At 69.9% G+C, this 16,000-nt stretch carries 18 protein-coding genes; 11 read left to right on the top strand and 7 right to left on the bottom strand.

The genetic code is table 11. The features are described from left to right. Positions 1 to 99 precede the first annotated feature (99 nt). On the top strand, positions 100 to 306 hold the full coding sequence (locus C468_RS06070; RefSeq protein ID WP_008847999.1) for a hypothetical protein: 207 nt from the start codon (positions 100 to 102) through the stop codon (positions 304 to 306). Between the two features lie 84 nt (positions 307 to 390). Here C468_RS06070 and C468_RS06065 read toward each other — a convergent pair whose 3' ends face one another. Next, complete coding sequence (locus tag C468_RS06065) at positions 391 to 621, bottom strand: hypothetical protein (protein ID WP_049912103.1); 231 nt, start codon at positions 619 to 621, stop codon at positions 391 to 393. 104 nt (positions 622 to 725) lie between these two features. Continuing rightward, complete coding sequence (locus C468_RS06060; RefSeq protein WP_049912102.1) at positions 726 to 1,499, bottom strand: GTP cyclohydrolase III; 774 nt, start codon at positions 1,497 to 1,499, stop codon at positions 726 to 728. 154 nt (positions 1,500 to 1,653) lie between these two features. Here C468_RS06060 and C468_RS06055 point away from each other — a divergent pair, with 154 nt between their 5' ends. The 5 genes from C468_RS06055 to C468_RS06035 all read left to right on the top strand — a co-directional run bounded on the left by C468_RS06055 (position 1,654) and on the right by C468_RS06035 (position 6,259). Then, positions 1,654 to 2,433: an HAD-IIA family hydrolase gene (locus C468_RS06055; protein WP_008847996.1), complete on the top strand. Its 780-nt coding sequence runs from the start codon at positions 1,654 to 1,656 to the stop codon at positions 2,431 to 2,433. Between the two features lie 395 nt (positions 2,434 to 2,828). Beyond that, positions 2,829 to 4,169: a DUF92 domain-containing protein gene (locus C468_RS06050; protein ID WP_008847994.1), complete on the top strand. Its 1,341-nt coding sequence runs from the start codon at positions 2,829 to 2,831 to the stop codon at positions 4,167 to 4,169. A gap of 1 nt (position 4,170) precedes the next feature. Then, positions 4,171 to 4,647, top strand: coding sequence for a GNAT family N-acetyltransferase (locus tag C468_RS06045; protein WP_008847993.1), 477 nt, complete (start codon positions 4,171 to 4,173; stop codon positions 4,645 to 4,647). A 61-nt stretch (positions 4,648 to 4,708) separates the two neighbouring features. Beyond that, the gene (gene hisI, locus C468_RS06040; RefSeq protein WP_008847992.1) at positions 4,709 to 5,092 is read left to right on the top strand and encodes a phosphoribosyl-AMP cyclohydrolase; all 384 of its coding nucleotides are present in this window, start codon (positions 4,709 to 4,711) and stop codon (positions 5,090 to 5,092) included. Continuing rightward, positions 5,093 to 6,259 (top strand): DUF7118 family protein, encoded by a 1,167-nt coding sequence (locus C468_RS06035; RefSeq protein ID WP_008847991.1) that lies wholly within the window; start codon positions 5,093 to 5,095, stop codon positions 6,257 to 6,259. 37 nt (positions 6,260 to 6,296) lie between these two features. Here the strand turns inward: C468_RS06035 and C468_RS06030 are convergent, their stop codons facing one another. After that, positions 6,297 to 7,799, bottom strand: a complete 1,503-nt coding sequence (locus C468_RS06030; protein ID WP_008847990.1) for a lipopolysaccharide biosynthesis protein — start codon at positions 7,797 to 7,799, stop codon at positions 6,297 to 6,299. 283 nt (positions 7,800 to 8,082) lie between these two features. On the opposite strand from C468_RS06030, the gene C468_RS06025 reads away from it, so the two are divergent. The 3 genes from C468_RS06025 to C468_RS06015 all read left to right on the top strand — a co-directional run bounded on the left by C468_RS06025 (position 8,083) and on the right by C468_RS06015 (position 11,452). Then, positions 8,083 to 9,228, top strand: coding sequence for a glycosyltransferase family 4 protein (locus C468_RS06025; RefSeq protein WP_008847989.1), 1,146 nt, complete (start codon positions 8,083 to 8,085; stop codon positions 9,226 to 9,228). Positions 9,229 to 9,362: 134 nt separating this feature from the next. After that, positions 9,363 to 10,439: a glucosamine inositolphosphorylceramide transferase family protein gene (locus tag C468_RS06020; protein ID WP_049912112.1), complete on the top strand. Its 1,077-nt coding sequence runs from the start codon at positions 9,363 to 9,365 to the stop codon at positions 10,437 to 10,439. Between the two features lie 116 nt (positions 10,440 to 10,555). Continuing rightward, the gene (locus C468_RS06015; RefSeq protein WP_008847987.1) at positions 10,556 to 11,452 is read left to right on the top strand and encodes a sugar phosphate isomerase/epimerase family protein; all 897 of its coding nucleotides are present in this window, start codon (positions 10,556 to 10,558) and stop codon (positions 11,450 to 11,452) included. A gap of 69 nt (positions 11,453 to 11,521) precedes the next feature. On the opposite strand, the gene C468_RS06010 is transcribed toward C468_RS06015, so the two are convergent. The 3 genes from C468_RS06010 to C468_RS06000 form a co-directional block, all read right to left on the bottom strand. Then, a complete protein-coding gene (locus C468_RS06010) occupies positions 11,522 to 12,112 on the bottom strand; it encodes a metal-dependent hydrolase (RefSeq protein WP_008847986.1) in 591 nt (196 codons plus the stop codon). Positions 12,113 to 12,212: 100 nt separating this feature from the next. Then, positions 12,213 to 12,647 (bottom strand): hypothetical protein, encoded by a 435-nt coding sequence (locus tag C468_RS06005; protein ID WP_008847985.1) that lies wholly within the window; start codon positions 12,645 to 12,647, stop codon positions 12,213 to 12,215. A 133-nt stretch (positions 12,648 to 12,780) separates the two neighbouring features. Then, positions 12,781 to 13,929: a Gfo/Idh/MocA family protein gene (locus C468_RS06000; protein WP_049912101.1), complete on the bottom strand. Its 1,149-nt coding sequence runs from the start codon at positions 13,927 to 13,929 to the stop codon at positions 12,781 to 12,783. A 287-nt stretch (positions 13,930 to 14,216) separates the two neighbouring features. Here C468_RS06000 and C468_RS05995 point away from each other — a divergent pair, with 287 nt between their 5' ends. Beyond that, on the top strand, positions 14,217 to 14,795 hold the full coding sequence (locus tag C468_RS05995) for a DUF7344 domain-containing protein (protein ID WP_008847983.1): 579 nt from the start codon (positions 14,217 to 14,219) through the stop codon (positions 14,793 to 14,795). Between the two features lie 38 nt (positions 14,796 to 14,833). Here the strand turns inward: C468_RS05995 and C468_RS05990 are convergent, their stop codons facing one another. Then, positions 14,834 to 15,364, bottom strand: a complete 531-nt coding sequence (locus C468_RS05990) for a DUF7344 domain-containing protein (protein WP_008847982.1) — start codon at positions 15,362 to 15,364, stop codon at positions 14,834 to 14,836. Between the two features lie 229 nt (positions 15,365 to 15,593). Here C468_RS05990 and C468_RS05985 point away from each other — a divergent pair, with 229 nt between their 5' ends. Beyond that, on the top strand, positions 15,594 to 15,878 hold the full coding sequence (locus tag C468_RS05985) for a PadR family transcriptional regulator (RefSeq protein WP_008847981.1): 285 nt from the start codon (positions 15,594 to 15,596) through the stop codon (positions 15,876 to 15,878). Positions 15,879 to 16,000: the final 122 nt, after the last annotated feature.

Genomic DNA, 16,000 nt, shown 5'->3' with positions numbered 1-16,000 from the left:
GACGCTGGCGGTTCGAGTCGGACCCGAGGTTCGGACCGGTCGGTCCGCGGGGACCGCGTGCCCGAAGGCATATACCGCCGACCCGCGACTACCCGGACGATGTCCACCGACGAACCGTCCGTCCCGATCGTGTGTACCGAGTGCGAGACGGAGACCGACGTTCCGCTGTCCGACGTGGCGGACGCGCTCACCAGACACAACGACGGGAAACACGACGGGGAGGAGATCGCGGAGGTCGACCCCGCGCTGAAAGACCGGCTCGCCGACCTCGTCGCCGAGGACTTGGGACTCTTCGACGAAGCCTAGCGGCGCTCCGGCCAGGGTGTCGGCGGGAACCGCGCGCGGATCCGCGAGCGGGGCCGCCGCGGTGACGTGGTCGCGGAGACGCGGTCAGTCGTCCTGCGCAAGCGCGCCCTTCGGGTGCCCCTTGTGCTGGAGGTTCCGGTTGTCCCGCTTCCGCGTCGCCGTCGCGGGAATGACCTCGTTGACCTCGGCTCGCGGACGCCCGGTGTAGCCGTGGTCCGGGTGTTCGGCGCAGTGCGCCATCGCGTCGTGAGACCCCTCCCACGGCCCCTCGTCGCAACCCTCTGCCGTGCACACGAACACTATTTCATCGGACATGTTATCCGAGCGTAGCGACCGGGGTTATAAAAACGTCACAGCCAAATTATCGGGATCGATAACGGTGGCGAGCGCGGAGCGGACGACCGCTCCGGACTCGGGAGTCAGTCGCCGAGGACCGGCGCGCCGGACAGTTCGACGTTCGTTCCGTCGTCACGGCAGGCTTCGAGCGCGTGTTTGGCCGCGAAGCCCGCCTCGTGGGCCGAGGCGCCGCGGCCGACGCCGACCTGCAGTTCGATGTCGGCGTCCGCAGCGACGTGCGCGACCGCATCGACGAACGCCCGCTCGGGGAGGTCCGGACAGACGGCGACCACGTTGTCGCCGCCGACGAAAAACGAGAGGGCGCCGTGGGTATCGCGGAGGTACCGCGTCAGCGAGCCGTAGGCGCGCTCGACGTTCAGGAACGTGTCGAACTCGTTGAGCCGGTCGGTGTACTTCCCCGTCACGTCCACCACGTCGAAGTGGGCGATCTGGAGGTCGGACGGGTCGGTCTCGGTGAGGTAGTCGCCGGCGAGCACCTCGGTCCGGCCCTCGTCCTGCGCGCTCCCCTCGGTCTGAAGCAGGCGGTTCGCCGACTCCAAGGCGTCGATCGGCCGCTCGGCGACCCCGGTCCCGAGGCTGACGCTCACGGGGTAGCGGTTCCCGACCGACTCCTGCAGCGCCGCGTGGGCCGCGCCGTCGAGCCCGTTCGTCACGGCGATCATGTTGTCGTAGCGGGTGGAGAAGACGTAGGCGTCCCGCGGACCCATGAACTGGGCCACGTCTGCGAAAAGCCGCGACTGAAGCGTCTGGAGGTCCATCTCCCGCCGGGGCTCCGGGGTCACCGTCCACGGCCCGTAGTTGTCGATCTGGACCAGCGTCACCTGAGTCGTCGTCACAGTGAGCGTGATTTGGGAACGGCCCCGCTTTACGCTTCCGTTATCCCGAAGCTGGAACCCGTACCGAATATGAAACACCGGCGGTCGAATCGCGAGGACGGAGCGGCGGGCGGCGGGGCGCAACTCCTAGGACCGTGGCGCCCCGAAGGAAACCATGGAGTTCAGCGGCGCCGTTCTCGACGTGGACGGCACGGTCGTGCGAGGCGACGAGCCGATTCCCGGCGCGCCGGCGGGCTACCGCCGGCTCCGCGACGCCGGGATCGAGACGCTGTTCGTTTCGAACAACCCGACGAAGGCGCCGCCGGCGTACGTCGACCGGCTCGGCGCCGCGGGCTACGAGGTCGACGCGGACCAGGTGTTCACCGCCGGCGCCGTGACGACGCGGTACCTGCGCGAGCGCCACGCGGACGACGACCTGCTGTGTATCGGCGACTCGGGGCTGCTCGACCAGTTCGAGGCGGCCGGGCTCTCGACGACCGACGACGTCGAGGCCGCGGACGCGCTCGTGGCCTCGATCGATCGAGGGTTCGACTACGACGACCTCTGTACGGCGCTGTGGGCGCTGGAGCGCGACATCCCCTTCATCGGCACCGACCCCGACGTGGTCATCCCCGCCCCCGAGCGCGACGTGCCGGGCTCCGGGGCCGTGATCAACGCGATCGCCGGCGTCGCCGAGCGCGAGCCGGACGCGGTCCTCGGGAAACCCTCGGACACGGCGATCGAGATGGTCCGCGAGCGGCTGCCGTATCCCCCGGAGGAGTGTCTCGTCGTCGGCGACCGGCTCAACACCGACATCGCGCTCGGCGAGCGCGCCGGCATGACCACCGCCCTCGTGCTGTCGGGCGTCACCGACGAGGCGGCCGTCGCGGACGCGAGCGTCTCGCCGGACTACGTGTTCGACGACCTCGGCGACGTCGACCGTCTCGTCGACTGAGGGCGCGGACGAGTCAGGGTGGTCGATCGACGCGGACGCGTCAGCGCCGTCGAACGGTGGGAACACGTCAGCGCAGTCGAACGGCGGGAACACGTCAGGATGGTCGATCGGCGGGAACGCCGACCGCCGGGAGACCACTTCCGCCGCGTGGCGAACAATTATATTGGAGAGTTGCTTCCGTCGGCGTATGGGAGAGGCTACCTCACACGAGGGCCGGACTGGCGACGACGAGGAGGACCCTGAGCGGGCCGTCCGCGTGATCGAGGGGCACGCAGTGCAGTTCAACGAGTACCGCTACTGAGACGCCGAGCGGCCGCGCGCCAGCGGCGAGGGTCCGCCGACGGCGACGGGCCGCTGTCGGGACCGTTAAGTGCGCGTCCCGGGTAGCCGAGGGTGTGAAACGGAGGCTTCGACGGGCGAGCGTCTTCGCCGTGACGGCCGCGGTCGCCGTCCTCGCGCCGGCGCTCGGCGACGCCGCCGCGGTGCCGTTTCTCGCCGCTGCCGGCCTCGCCTTCTTCGGGGTCCGCGACGGCGAGTGGTTCGAGACGCTCGCGCTGCCCGGCGATCGGGAGGAGGAGCGCCTCTACGGGTTCGTCGCGTTCGCGCTCGCGGCCGCCGGCCTCGCGCTGTTCGCCTCCCTCCCCCGCGCCCCGCTCCCGTACGAGGCGTTCGCCGCGGCGGCGCTCGCGGTCGGCTGCGGTCGCCTCGGCCGCGCGGTCGTCGCGGGACGCGCCACCGACGAGTTCCCCCTCGTGGCGGGCTACGTCGCCGGCGGGACGCTCGGCGCCGTCGCCGGTCAGGTCGGCGTGCTGCTCCAGACCGGCGGGTCGGGCCTCGTCGACGCCCTCCCCGGAGTCGTCTTCCTCGCGGCCGTGGCGGCGCTCGCGGCGGCGCTCGTCAGGTCGCTCGTGTTCGACCGGGACGCGCACATCACGATGGTCCTCGTCGCGTTCGCCGTCTGGGGGTTCGTCGCGGTGGAGCCGTCCGTCACCGTCCCGCTCGTCGCGTTCGGGCTGGCGGTGACCGGCGCGCTGGGCTACGTCTCGTTCGCGATCGGCACGGCCTCCGTCCCCGGCATGCTGACCGGGGTGTTGTCCGCGCTGCTGGCCGTCGTCCTCGGCGGCGTCGGCTGGTTCGCCACGCTCATCTCCTTTTACGCGATCGGCGGGCTGGCCTCGAAGTACCGCTTCGACGAGAAGGCGAACCGGGGCGTCGCACAGGAGAACGAGGGCGCCCGCGGCACCGGGAACGTGCTGGCGAACTCCGCGGTCGCGCTCGTCGCCGTCGTCGGCTACGCGGCGACCGCCCGCGTCGGCGTGCCGGGCGCGCTGTTCGGGTTCGCCTTCGCGGGGGCGACCGCCACCGCGATGGCGGACACCCTCTCCTCGGAGATCGGCGGCCTCTACGACGGCCCCCGGCTGGTGACGACCCTGCGCCGCGTCGAGCCCGGGACCGACGGCGCGGTGACCTGGCAGGGCGAGCTGGCGGGGCTCGCGGGGGCGCTCCTCGTCGCCGGGCTCGCCGCGTTCGGGATGCCGATCGGGGACCCGGTCGTCGGCGGGGGAATCGTCGTCCTCGCCGGCGTCGTGGGGATGACCGTCGACAGCATCCTCGGCGCGCTGATCGAGGGCGAGCGGATCGGGAATCAGGCGGTGAACTTCCTCGCGACGCTGTCGGGCGCGACCGTCGCCGTCTCCGTCGCCGTCGCCGCCACCGCGCTCGGGGTGGGGGCGTGAGATGACGGGGGGGTCGCCCGGGGACCGTGGCGGCGACGGCGGACCCACCGGGGACCGCCCCGCCGCCGATCCCCGAGTCCGCGCCGCCCGGCCGGCCGACGCCGACCGGATCCGGGAGCTACAGGACCACCTCCGACAGCCCAACCCGGACCTGTTGGAGTACGGGCTCGCGGTCGGCTCCGCGCTCGTCAGCGTCGCCGACGGGCGACCGGTCGGCTACCTGCTCCCGGTCGACGCGCCGAACCGCCCCGGCGTCCACCTCGCCGAACTCGTTGTCGACCCCGACTACCGCCGAGAGGGTCGCGCCCGCGGGCTGCTCTCGGCCGCCGTCGGCGACGCGACGGGCCCTGTGACGCTGCAGGCGCACCCCGACAACGACGCCGCGCTGTCGCTGTACGAGGGGCTGGGGTTCGAGGTCGTCGACCGCCGCGCCGACGCGTACGCCGACGGCGACGCGCTGGTGTTGCGGCGCGGGTAGGAGCCGGTGACGAGTGGGGACAGACAAAAGGCCTATTCGAGCCCCACGCGTCCGGCGAGACATGACCGACGCCGACGCGGGAGAGGGAGCGATCGAGGTCGACTTCGGCGAGGACGGGCTCGTCCCGGCGGTCGCGCAGGACGCCGACTCGGGCGAGGTGCTGATGCTCGCGTACGTCTCGCCGGCGGCGCTCGAACGGACTCGCGAGACCGGCGAGGCGCACTACTACTCGCGGTCACGCGACGAGCTGTGGCACAAGGGCGGCTCCTCGGGGCACACCCAGGAGGTCCGCGAGGTGCGCGTCGACTGCGACGCCGACACCCTGCTGTACCTCGTCGACCAGAACGTGGGGGCGTGTCACACCGGCCACCGCTCGTGTTTCCACCGCACGATCGACGGCGAGCACGTCGGCGAACGCGTCTTCGACCCGGACGAGGTGTACTGAATGAGCGGCGCGGGAGCGACGGCCGGCGCTGACGAGGGCGATCCCGTCCGCGAGGCGGGCGAGGCGGCCGCGACGCTGCGCGAGCGCTACGACGAGCTCGCCCGCATCGAGGGGCGGATCGCCGACCTCGGACGGGACCGGATCGAGGCCGCCGCCGACGCGTACCGCCGGGCGCACCGAGTGCTCGACCAGTACGAGGAGGACGCGGTCGGCACCGGCGACTTCGGCTCCTACGTCCAGTTCCGGGGGCAGTTCGGCGAGGCCGTCGACGTCGGCGACGACGCGCTCGCGGCCGACGCCTTCGCCGCCGCCGACGCGGCGGTCGACAAGCGCCGGCTCTCGGAGTCGGACTTCGCCGCCGCCCGCGAGGCGCTGGAGCCGGCCGGCGAGTACGTCGACCTGCTCGCCGACCGCGACGAGGCGGTCGACGACTACCGGGCCGCGCGCAAGGCCGCGCGGGACGCGCGCAAGGCGCTCGACGCCCGCCTCGAGGGGCTGCGCGAGGTCGCCGACATGGCCGACGCGGACCTCGACGCCGACGTGGACCGGCTCCGCGGGCCGATCGAGTCGTACAACGACGCGGTTCGCGGGGCGTTCCGCGAGTTCTACAAGTCGGCGTCGGCCCGGGAGGTCTTCGCCTTCCTCGACCGCGCCGACGGCACCCCGTTCGTCGACGCGGACGTGCCACCGACCGACCTGCGCGAGTACGTCGACGAGTACGAGGCGGGCGAGGAGCCGCTACCGACCCTCTTGGAGTACGCCGACTACTCGAACTCGAAGCTGGAGCACTACGTCGACGATCCCGGCGCCCTCCGGACCGCGGTCGCGGTCCACCGCACCTACGTCGAACGGCTCGACCCCGAGCCGCTGACGCTCGACTGGCCGCCGGCGGGGGGCGACGAGCTGGCCTACGAGATCGACGAGCTGATCCCCCTCGTCTCGCGGGTCGCCGACGACGAGACGGTGGCGACGCTCCGGTCGGTCCGCGAGCTCGCCCGCGGCGAGGAGTACGAGCGGCTCCGGCGCGCGGCCGCGGTGCGCGACGCGCTCGACGACGCGGAGCTGGACCTGCTGGAGCGCGGCGTCATCGAGGACCGAGTGCGCGAGGCGGAGCGGACCCTGTCGGTCGTCGAAGACGTGTTGGCGGAGACGGAAGACGGCGCGTAGCGGGAGCGGGTCGACTCCCGCACGCACCGCGACCGCGTCAGCCCCGGAGCCCGTCGCTTATCATCCGCAGGTTCCGCTCGATCCCCCAGTCGAACTGCCGTTCGAGCAGATACGCGACGGCGAAGTACACTACCGCGCCCGACGGAACCAGCACGAGGAACTCGACGAGCGGAGTCAGGTCCGTTACGAACGCCGCGTACGACAGGCTGAGGAACATGATCGAGGCGGCGATGAACGGGTAGAGGTACTCGGCGTACAGCTGCCTCTGTCGGGCCTTGACCATCCGCGACGAGAGGTACACGTCCACCGGGAGCATCGGGAAGACGTACACCCCGACGACGACCAGCGCGGTCCCCTCGATCCCCCACCGCGCCGTCGCGGGCCAGATGAGGACGGCGATACACCCCACCCGGAGCAGCCCGGTCTTGACGACGAGGTCCGGACGGTTGAGCGCCTTCCAGATGGCGCCGAAGTTCCGGGTGATCGCGTGCAACAACCCGTACATCGCGAGCAGCTGCATCGCCGTGATCATCGGGCGCCACTCGTCGCCGAGGATAGCGGGAACGAAACTCGGTGCCACGGCGGCGATACCGAACGACAGCGGAAACGCGACGAACGCGGTCAGGCGGGTCGTCTGAAGCAGCGCCCCGCGGAGTTCGTCGAGGTCGTCCTGAAGCTTGGAGTACGCCGGGAACGTGATCTCCGAGATGACCCCGGAGACCTCGGACGCGGGCATGTCCCCGATCCGGTACGCGTACTGGTAGAACCCGAGGGCGGTCGCGGAGAGGAACCACCCGACGAACGCGTCGTCCCCCTGGCCGTACACGAAGCTGATGATCGACGCGCCGGTGATCCACTTCCCGTAGCTGATGAGGCGCCGCGCGACAGCCAGCTCGAAGCTCGGCCGCGGCCGGTAGTCGTGGAGGACGTACGAGAAGACGGACTTGAACGCCGACCTGCTGACGGTCGCGAACACGAGCGCCCAGACGGTCGGCGAGTACAGCGCGTAGCCGACGCCGACCGCGAACTGCACGAGCGATCCGACCGACTCGAAGACGAACTGCTTGTGGAAGGAGAGCTCCTTTTTGAAGTAGACCACGCCGGGGTTGCGAATCCCGTACAGCAGCGGGCTCAGGCCGAGCACTCGGATGAGGTTCGTCGCGCCGGGCTCGTCGAAGACGCCGGCGATGTACGGCGCCGCGACGATCAGCACGCCGAAGAGGAGGGCGCCGCGCGCGGCCTCCAGCGACCACGTCGTGTTGAGGTACTCGTCGACGTTCTCCTTTTTGTCCTGAATGAGGGCGGCGTTGATCCCGATTTCGGTGAAACTCTTCGTTGCGGCGAGCACGAGCAGGGCGATGCCCATCAACCCGAAGTCGCGCGGATCGAGCAGCCGCGCGAGGATGATCAGCATCAGGATCTGCGAAAGTCGGATCGCCATCTTCGTCGCCGTCACCCAGATCCCGCTTTTGACGGTTCGCTGGACGACGGAGCCCGTTGGGATGGCACGCTCGACGAGTTCTCGAAGGCGGTCCTTCATGGACTGCCACGCCCGGACGGCCCGGGGCGTGCGGCGCCTTTCCTAGAACGGTTCATGCCCCAAATGCCGGGCGACGAGGGGATTGTTATGCCGCTTGTAACGCCCGGACGCGACCGGACCGCGACGACCGTTTCGGGACGGAATGCGGTATCCCACGTTTACTTATCCGGGCGCGCGTCCTGCGCCGACACGTCGTGACACACCCACGGAGCGACCGACGCGCGTCGCAGTTCAGCACCGGCGGGGCGTCTGTCGAGGAACCACGCGGTCGGTCCCGGAGCCGATGACCGACGACGACCTCACGCTGCTGTTGATGAGCGGGAGCTGGTACCCGGAGAACGCGTACATGACGCTGCTCGCGGACGCCCTCCGCGAGGCCGGCGTCGACGTCCGGACGCCGCCCCTCCCGCTGTTCTTCCCGCTCACGCGCGCGGTCCTCGCGAACCGGGACGCCGACGCGATGCAGCTCGACTGGATCTACGACTACTACGTGACGACCGGAACGGGGTTCGGTCCCGCGAACGCCCTGGTCTCGTTCCTGCGGGCGGCCGCGTTCCTCGTCGACCTCGCGCTCGTCTCGCTGCTCGACGTCGGCGTCGTCCGGACCGTCCACAACGAGCGCCACCACGAGGGGCTGTACCCCCGCACAGAGCGGGTCGTCAACGAGTCCGTGTTCGCCGTCGCCGACGCGGTCACGGTCAAGTGCGGCGCCGCTGCCGACGCGGTCGCCGCGGCGTATCGCGTCCCGGAGGCCGACGAGATGGACGTGGTCCCCGACGGGAGCTTCGTCGCCGCGTACGAGAACGACGTGTCCCGCGAGGCGGCGCGGCGCGACCTCGGGATCGACGACGACGCCTTCGTGGTCCTCTTCTTCGGGCTGATCCGCGAGTACAAGGGAGTCCCGGACCTCGTCGAGGCGTTCGCCGCCCTCGACGCGCCGGACGCGGAGCTGTGGCTGGTCGGGAACCCGCACGACGACCGGACCGAGGCCCAGGTCGCGGCGCTCGCACGGGGCGACCCGCGGGTCGAGACCCGACTCGAATTCGTCCCGGACGAGCGGATCCAGTACTTCCTGAACGCCGCCGACGTCCTCGCGTTACCGTACCGCAGGATACTCAACTCGGGGACGGCGCACCTCGGGCTCTCGTACGGCCGCCCGGTGATGGCGCCCGCGATCGGCTGTCTCCCGGAAACGGTCCCGCCGGAGAACGAGCTCCTCTACGACCCGAGCGACGCCGACGGCCTCGCGGAGACCCTCCGGCGGGCGTACGATCATCCGGACCTCGAGTCGATCGGGCGAGCGAACCACCGGCACGCGCGGTCGCAGCGCTGGGCGCGAGCGGCGGCGGCGCTGACCGACATCTATCGGAATGCCGCCGACGGCCGGCGGCGCCGCGACCGTTCGACCCGGGCGACCGATAGTCGTTGAATTCGGCGATAAGGGAGTAATAGGCCGCTTTTTCCGTCGTTTCAGGGGTTGCTCGATGAGTTTTACAGAGGTCGCTTGATGAGTTAACCGCGGAACTAACTATACATCTCAACGACATGTTTTGGCGTATGGCGATGTCTCGCATACTCTCCGCGATCAAACGCCGGCCGGTTGTCGTCCGGACCGCGTGGTGGGCCGGCAAGATCGTCAACCACCGAGTTCCGAGGCTGCTCTCTCGGGCGCTGAACGGCGCGGAACCGGCGAGGACCGAGGTGCACCCGCCGGTTCGCGACAACCACACCGTTCCGGACGGCGGCCGGCGGGAGCTCCCCGAGCCGACGGCGTACACGGGAACGGGAGAGAACCCGGTGTTGGTCGCGGAGGACGTGACTGACTTCGGCGCCGTCGACTTCGTCGCCGACCCGTTTCTCTTCCCCGGAGCGGACTGCTGGCACCTGTTTTTCGAGGTGTGCAACACCTCCCGAGACCCGGACGCCGTGATCGCCCACGCGACGAGCCCCGACGGGCTCCGCTGGGAGTACGATCGGGTCGTGCTCCGGTCCGACGAGCACCTCTCGTTCCCCTACGTGTTCGAGTGGGAGGGAACCCGCTACATGGTGCCCGAGGAGGGCGGGTCGGACGGGCGAGCGATCCGGCTCTACGAGGCGACCGACTTCCCCGGCGGCTGGGAGCCTCGGGCGACGCTCGTGTCGGCGGATCACCACACGGACGACACGGTCGTCTTCCGGTGGCGCGACCGCTGGTGGCTGCTCGTCGGCGACGACGAGGTGGCAGGGTTCCGAGTCTACCACAGCGACTCGCTCGTCGCCGACGACTGGGAACCGCACGAGGGGAATCCCGTCGTCACGGGGCGTCCCACCGCGTTCCGGCCGGGCGGGCGTCCGGTCGTCGGGTCCGACGGCGTCGTCGTCTTCTTCCAGGACTGCGAAGGGCGGTACGGCGAGGCCGTCCGCGCGTTCGAGATCACGGCGCTGGGGCCGGAGACCTACGCGGACGAGGAACTCACGGAGTCGCCGGTCCTGGAGGGGACCGGCGCGCGGGTCGGGTGGAACTCCGGGCGGATGCACCACGTCGACCCGTGGTGCGTCGACGGGCGCTGGCTCTGCATGGTCGACGGCAACGTGAGCCATCCCGAACTGTTCACGAACGACCACTGGTCCATCGGCGTGGTTGTCGCCGACTCGGACTGAGGGGCCGGCCGGAACGGAGCCGTCGCGGAGAGGAGAGGTGCGAGAGCACGAGGTAGGAAATCGGATCGGCCTCTACGGTACGCATTACTTCAGGGGGACGGAGCGGACACCGGACAATGAGCCAGTCGGAAGCGGCCGAACGGGCGACGGAGTCGCGTCCGCGATCGGCGATACAGCTGCACACCCTCCGAGACATCGACGAGCCCCTCCCGGAGACGATCCGGCGGGTGGCCACCGCCGGCTTCGAGGGGGTGGAGTTCGCCGGCGCGTTCCTCGAAGCGGACCCGTACGCGGTCCGGGAGGCCCTCGACGAGACGGGCGTCGAGCCCGTGGCCGCGCACGCCGACCTGCTCGCGCTGGAGGGCGACCTGGAGTCCATCGCCGACCGCTGTCGCCGCGTCGGCTGCGACCACGTCGTCATCCCGCACCTCGGCGCCGGCTACTTCCGGACGACGACGCACGTCGACGCGCTCGCGCGCCGGCTCGACGGCCTCGCGGGCCGGCTCGGCAGCCACGGGCTCCGGCTGTCGTATCACACCTCCAGGCACCCGTTCCTCCCGCTGCTCGACCGGTTCGGGCTCGGCTTCCCCGCCGGCCTCCCGTCTCCGGGGTTCCTCTGGGAACGGGTGGCCGAGGCGGCCGACCTGACGGTCCGCGGGCCGGACCGGACCGTGGAGACGACCGGGCTCGCGCGGCTCGCGTCCCAGACCGACGACCTCACGTTCGAGGTCGACGTGGGGTGGGCCGCCGCCGGCGGGTACGACCCGGTCGACGTGTTCGAGCTGCTCGGCGACCGCCTGTCGCTGATCCACGTCGCCGACGTGGAGCGAACGCGTCGCTTCCCGCCGGCGTTCCGGTCGGTCACGCCCGGCGAGGGGCTCCTCGACCTCGACCGAGTGCTCCGGGCCGCCCGGGAGACCGGCGTCGACTGGCTCGTGTTCGAGGACGACGACCCGTCCGACCCCGAGGCGGCGGTCTACCGCGGTCGGGCGACGCTCGACCGGATCGACTGACCGCGAGGGGTCGTCCGACCGCCCCGCCGCCGACGCGGGCGGGACGACCGCCTCAGGTCCGAATCAGTCTCAGGTCCGAATCCGCCTGAACGCGCGCCGGACCGTCCCGGTGACCAGCGAGAGGCCGGGGCGGCCGTCGGCCAGCCACAGCGCGGTCCCGAACAGCACCGAGCCGAGTTGGAGCGCGATGACCGGGCTGAGTTCCAGCGTGAGCAGCCGCGCGACGTACTCGGTCAACAGCCCGTAGACGCCGTCGACGAAGGAGCCGCGGTCGGGCAGCGGCACGTAGTCGGCGATCGGCCACAGGACCGGAAACAGCACCAGCTCCCCGCGAGACAGCGACGCCGGCAGCACGTCGCCGACGAGGTGGAGCACGTACCCCGTCAGGAAGGCGCCCCCGACCGCTCCCGCGTGTCGGCGCTCGGCGAGCGCGTACACCGCGAACGCCGCCGGAACGCCGAGAAACACCGAGTGGGCCGCCGCGTACCCCGTCGCGAACACGTTGAACTCCCACGCCAGCGGCTTGTCGATCAGGTCCGGGAGCACGGCGCCGAACGCGAGCGCGGCCGTGGGGAGCTCCCCCGGTCGCGACCGATACCTGCCGTGGACGTACGTCGAGTAACACACGTAAGCGAACAGCACGTGCTCCCAAGGCCACATGTGTTCAGGGACCAGTCGGTCGGGGGTAGTAATGGATGGGGTATCGGGCGAGCCGGCCCCTACCGACGGGGCGGACTCGCCCCGCTCTCACGCCGCCCGGCTACCGCCCGAACGGCTCTCCGTCGAGCGAGACCTCGGCGTCGCCGTCGACGGTGACGTCGTGGAGCTCGCCGCGAAACCGGTATCCGCGGTCGTCGCCCGTGACCGCGCCCTCGGCCGTGGACCCGGAGACGTGACCGGCGACTCCGCTCGTTTCCTCGTCGGCGACCAGCTCCCCGCCGACGGTCACCTCGTACGTGGACGGGGTGCCCGACCCGCGGATCCGGATCCGACGCTCCGAGCCGTCGGCGTCGTCCGTCGACGCCGCGACGACCCCGTTCGTCCGACCGGCGAGCGCCGCGAGCGACGCGAGCGCCGCCCCGCTGAGACGCGTGTACCCCCGGCGCGTGAGGCCGGTGGATCCGGAGTCGTTGCGACCCGTGTCAGGGGATCCGTCCCCCGCCGACTGCAGCCTGTGTGCCAGCTTGTGTGCCATTGCGGCCGTTAATCACCCATTACCGGCAATAAGTATTTGGTTTGTGATATATTCGATCTGCGATGACTGTCCCGGTTCCAGACACGTGTCGGCGGCACATCGCTGCCGCGACGAACCGACAGACAGCGCCGAGCTACGGCTCGTCCGGCCAGTCGTCCATCCCGCCGAGCTGTTCGGCTTCGTACATCTCTTCGAGCGGATTCCCCGTGATGTCCAGCGGGAGATGGACGCGTCCCCGTCGCCGCGCGGACTCCCAGCTCGCGAACACCAGTTCGGTGCCGCGGAGGACGCGCCGCCCGGAGAACGCCGGCTCCGTGTCGGTCGACAGCGCGTCGACGAGGTGCTCGATCGCCTTCTCGTAGTGGGTCGGCGGGTCCGCGGGCCACGTCACGCCGGGGAGGGCCCCGGTGACTTTGCTGAGGGCCGCGCGGGCGAGCCCCGGCGTGGGCCCGTACACGTTCTCGTCCGTGTCGACGGTCCGCCACTTCCCGTCGGTCCGGATCCGGAGCGCCGTCCCGTCGTCCGCCTGGATCTCGATGGCGCCGTCCTCGCCGACGAGCCGGAGGTAGGCGTCGACGCTGGTCGCTCCCTCCTCCGCCGTCGACGCGACGCCCATGGTGCCGTCAGCGTACCGCCACTGGGCGATCGACCGCGTCTCGTTGAGGGCGCCGAACCACCGGTTCTCGTGCGAACAGTCGATCGCCGCGAGCGCCCACTCCGCACGCGCGCCGTCCACGAAGAGGTCACAGAGGTCGAACAGGTGAGAGCCGGCGTCGAAGAGGTTCACCTCGGACCACTCGAGCCGTTCGAGCTCGCCGATCTCTCCGTCGTCGAGCAGCTCCTTCGCCCGCACGACCGGCTCGGCCAGCCGGCGCTGGTGGTCGATCGTCAGCTGGACGCCCTCTCGGTCGCAGACCTCGACCATGCGTCGGCAGTCGCCCCACGACGTCGCCATGGGCTTCTCGCAGTGGACCGCGTCGACGGACGGCGCGCCCGCGCAGTCGACGACGAGGCCGGCGTGGACCGCGGGCGGCACGCAGACGCTCACGATGTCGGGCTCGACCTCCTCGAGCATGGCCTCGTGGTCTTCATAGACGGCGTCGAGGCCGTGGTGCTCGGCGAACGCCTCCGCGTTCTCCGGGATAATGTCCGCGCAGGCGACGAGCGAACACGAGTCGAGCCGCTGGTACCCGGCCGCGTGGCGGTAGGCCATCGCGAACCCGTCTCTATCGCGTGTTTCTGGGTCCTGCCCAGTCCCGATTATGGCGACACGGTATGTCATTGTAGCCATCAGGCGAGGCCGGAGGAAGAGTATACGTCTGCTAACGGAATCGCCGGTCGCCGGACCGCGCGATCGAGTGCGCAAATCGGCCGGCAAACGGGGTGATTAGTCGCGAAACCGAGGTGTCGACCCCGATCGCGTCGACGGTCGACGGCGGACCGCCGCGTCCCCCGATTCGATTCATTCCCAAATTGTTAGAACGCCTTAACTTCATTATATCTAAGGTTGTGTGCCGTGTCGGTGGTTCCATGAGTGCGGGAAATTCGGGGTCACTTAGCGGGGAACAGATGGGGACCAGTCCCGGGGAATCGGCCGACGACGTGTCGAACCTGGATGAGATCGGGAAGTCATCCCGGTCGAACGGGTCGGAGCTCGAGAAGGGCGAGATCTTCGATCTCCTCAAGAACAGCCGCCGGCGCAGCATCATCCAATACCTCCGAGCGAACGACGGGTATGCAGAGCTGAACGACGTGGCCGAGCACATCGCTGCCGAGGAGAACGACATCACCGTCCGGGAGCTCTCGTCCGACCAGCGGAAGCGGGTGTACATCGGCCTCTACCAGTGCCACCTCCCGAAGATGGACACGCTGGGAGTCGTCGAGTACGACAAGAACCGCGGAACGATCGAACTGCAGGACTCGGTATCGCAGCTGTTAGCGTACATGGACCCCGTCGACACAGACGACGACGAGGAACCGGCCCCCGACCGTGACTGGCTCGCGCCCGCGATCGCCGCCGTCGTCGTCGCCGTCGTCGGGCTCGGGACGCTCGGGGTCGGCGCCTTCGCGGCCGTTCCGGCGGCAGGCTGGACGCTGCTGTGCGTCCTCGGAATCGTCGCCATCGTCGGCGTTCAGTACCTCGAGTAGCCGCGCGGTCCCTCCGTCCCGCCCCAGCTACCGAAGAATCAGTCGCTTACCAGCCGTTCGAGAAACGTGTACTCCCCGCGTTTGACGGCCGTCTCGTAGTACTGGAACGCCGCCAGGGACATGACGGAGCCGGCGAACACGAGGCTCGGGAGCGCCGACACCGTGCTCAGGAGCTGCGCGACGCCGATCGCCACGCCCATCAAGGCGAGCGCGCCGTAGTACACCGCCCACTGGCGGTCCGGCTCGACGTCCTCGTTCAGCACGCGAGCGACGTCCTCGACTCGGTCGGTGAGGGTGACGGTCTTCTCGTCGCCGTCGTACTGCACGAGCCCGACCTGCTCCAGCTTCGGGATGTGCGTCTGGTACAGCGAGATGTAGAACCGCTTCACGACGTCGCTGTCGACGGGTTCGTCCGTCCCGCCGGTCTCTTCCGTCGCCGTGTCACGGGCCAGGGCCCGGAGGTCGGCGCTCCCCCCGCGGCGGTGCAGGTGATACAGGATCTGCCGTCGTCGTGAACTGCTCAGTACCTCGAACACTTCGTCTTTGGTGAGTTCCTCCGTCGAGTTCATAGGGTTGTGTCGTGATCGGACAGCGGCTTTCGCCCCCTCTCTCGACGGGGACGGGCGGATAGCAGACACGTGACGCCTCACTTAAATTGTTATCACGTCCATATCGGCGCCCGACCCGGACGGCGGGGCGCGCGTGGGGCGTTGGTCTCTGACTATGGTCGCCCTTCGTCCCCGGGCGTTCCCGTTCACCCGTCCATAACGAAACTCTTGGGGGGCCCACAGACACCTCATGACAGACCCCCTTTTCGAGCTGACCAGCTTTCAGCGAGACCTCCTCTACGTGGTCGTCGGCGAATCGGACCCGTCTGGCCAGGAGATCAAGACTGAGCTCGAGACGGTGATGGACGAGATCACCCACGGACGGCTGTATCCGAACCTCGATACGCTGGTGAAGAAGGGCTACGTCGAAAAGGGGGAGATCGACAGGCGAACCAACTTCTACCAGGTGACGGAGAAAGGGTTCGAGGCGCTGCAGGCGCGGCGGAACTGGGAGGACCGGTACGTGGATCTATGAGCCGTCGATCCGCCGGACGGCCGGGTGATGCGGTGTATAACGAAGCCCGCTTCCGTCGGATGTACAGTCAGCCGACCCGTGCTGCGTCCGGCCTCGCACGCGGGGGCACTCACACGCAACTC

The sequence above is a fragment of the Halorubrum kocurii JCM 14978 genome (assembly GCF_000337355.1).
In the GTDB taxonomy this organism is placed as follows: domain Archaea; phylum Halobacteriota; class Halobacteria; order Halobacteriales; family Haloferacaceae; genus Halorubrum; species Halorubrum kocurii.
Note: the sequence above shows the minus strand (reverse complement) of the source record. Positions and strands in the feature narration are given on the sequence as shown.